Annotated in this window: 2 protein-coding genes; both read right to left on the reverse strand. The window is 36.4% G+C overall.

Going from position 1 to position 1608, the window contains the following annotated elements; translation table 11 throughout:
- Window positions 1-2 precede the first annotated feature (2 nt).
- Window positions 3-1319, reverse strand: coding sequence for a tRNA (N6-isopentenyl adenosine(37)-C2)-methylthiotransferase MiaB (gene miaB / locus Q0F90_RS09160; protein ID WP_296004976.1), 1317 nt, complete (start codon window positions 1317-1319; stop codon window positions 3-5).
- A gap of 8 nt (window positions 1320-1327) precedes the next feature.
- On the reverse strand, window positions 1328-1608 hold a 281-nt coding region (locus tag Q0F90_RS09165), incomplete at its 5' end, for an Asp23/Gls24 family envelope stress response protein (RefSeq protein WP_296004978.1).

The following is a 1608-nucleotide window of genomic DNA, read 5'->3' on the forward strand; positions in this document are numbered from 1 at the left end:
ACTTACCCCTTTTGTATTGTACCGTAGCAAACCCAAGTTTGTGCTTTATCAATATAGGCTGGTACTGTTTCACCAATTGATAAGGAATCGTCTTTAGGGAATAACACCATTTTATTCCCCGAAGTACGACCAAACCACATATCTTCATCGCGAGGACTTGGCCCCTCAACAATAATATCAAACACTTGTCCTTCCATAGGTTTGTTTAATTCATAAGAGATTTCGTTTTGTACATCCATCAATGTTTGTAAACGTACCCGTTTAACCTCTTCTGGAATTTGATCATCCATAGTTGCTGCTGGCGTTCCAGAACGTTTAGAATAAATAAAGGTATACGCCATATCATAACGTACATCTTTTAGTAATTGTAATGTAGCTTGGAAATCTTCCTCTGTTTCCCCTGGGAAACCTACGATAATATCTGTAGTTACAACTACATCTTTAATTTTCTCACGACAGTAAGAAAGTAATTCTTTATAATGCTCCACCGTATAGTGTCGGTTCATCTTTTTAAGAATACGATCTGACCCAGATTGAATTGGTAAATGTAAATGCGTAACGATATTAGAAGAACGACCTAGCGCATCAATCATAGATTTAGTCATATCTTGAGGATGGCTTGTCATATAACGGATACGCTCTATACCAGGAATGCCATCTAAAGCATCAACGAGTGTACCAAAGTCAGTGCCGTCTTTAAAATCTAAGCCATAAGAGTTAACATTTTGCCCTAATAAGGTAATTTCTTTAAATCCTTTTGCACCAAGGTCAGTTACCTCTTTTACGATGGCCTCTACAGGCCGGCTAATCTCTCTACCACGAACGTGTGGAACGATACAATAGGTACAGAACTTGTTGCAACCATTCATTATTGGCACCCAAGCATAAAATGTACCATTAGGTTTTGCCTCTAATTCTGGAAGTACAGTATTATCCATATCTACACTAATTTGGTGTGTATGTCCTCGTTGTACTTCTTCAATCATTTCATTAATATGTTGAATATTATGAGTACCTAAGACAATATCTATGTGTGGAGCGCGCTTAAACATTTCTGCTTGATTCTTTTGTGCCATACAGCCAGTAACAGCAAGAATCAAATTTTTATTTTTACGCTTTAGTCTCATTAGCTCACCTATGCGACCATAAACTTTAGTTTCTGCATTCTCACGCACTGCACAAGTATTTAATAAAATTAAATCTGCAGTTTCCACGTCCTCTGTTGGTTTATATCCAACAGATTCCAGCTGATGCGATAAGCGCTCAGAATCGGCAGTATTCATTTGACAACCATAGGTGTAAATATAATAAGACTTCATTCTAACTCCTACACTTTAACAATCTTACGTTTAGTTTCAATAATATTTTTAACTTTAATAGACATTCGCTCAATAGACATGCCTGTAATATATTCAATCTCATTGCGTACAGATTTTTGTACTTGTTGCATCAATGTTTTTACAGGATAACCATGTTCAATAACAACAGCCATATCTACAATGAGACCATTTTGGCCTTTGTCGCCTTTTTTGAAAGAAATCACACTAGATTCATCAACACCAGCTACTTTTTTAAGGCCATTACGGATTAGTTTGATAATTACATCAT

This window comes from uncultured Veillonella sp. (assembly GCF_934190855.1).
Taxonomy (GTDB): Bacteria; Bacillota; Negativicutes; order Veillonellales; family Veillonellaceae; genus Veillonella.